The sequence below is a fragment of the Neisseria sp. P0021.S006 genome, assembly GCF_051956895.1.
This window is the reverse complement of record NZ_JBQCWZ010000876.1, coordinates 1-604: the sequence shown is the minus strand read 5'-3', so window position 1 is coordinate 604 and position 604 is coordinate 1. Positions and strand designations below refer to the sequence as shown.

The window sequence follows — 604 nt, the reverse complement described above, 5'->3', positions numbered from 1 at the left end:
AAGTTATTCATGGGGTTCGGCCTTTCTTGCAGGTCGTCTGAAAAATATTTTCAGACGACCTTCGATTAGACTTTAAGCTTGACATACATATGCTCTTGCGTGCCTTCAGCAGTTTTTCGCATTTCGTAATCAAACACATCAGAATATTTTTTTACTAAATCGGTAAATTTCTTACACCCGTAATTACGTGGGTCAAAATCTACCTGCAAGCGTTTCCAAGTGGCACCGAATGCAGTCATAGCCATCCATTCACTTTCCGCATGTTCGAAAATTTTATGTATAGTCTCTAATGGTAATTTGTTCTCAAGTTGTTCGGCAATTTTCGGTTGAGCTTGAGCATTTTCGGGAGAGGCTGTTTGAATCTGTTTCTCTGTTGGTTTCTGTGGTTTATCAGTTACTGTTTCTTTTTGTGTGGGTTCAGGCATCAAGTTTTCTACATAGATAAATTGGCTGCACGCATTACGGAAAGCTTCAGGCGTTTGCTTTTTGCCAAAACCGTAAACTGTTACACCTTGTTCTTTCAACCGAATAGCTAATGCAGTAAAGTCACTATCACTAGATACCAAACAAAAACCATCAAAACGGCCAGTATAAAGTAAATCCA

At 39.1% G+C, this 604-nt stretch carries 1 protein-coding gene; it reads right to left on the bottom strand.

The window, feature by feature from the left end; all coding sequences use genetic code 11:
- Positions 1-65: 65 nt before the first annotated feature.
- Positions 66-604, bottom strand: a 539-nt coding sequence (locus ACTHUM_RS17645; protein ID WP_440403640.1) for an NYN domain-containing protein, incomplete at its 5' end; no start/stop codon positions are given.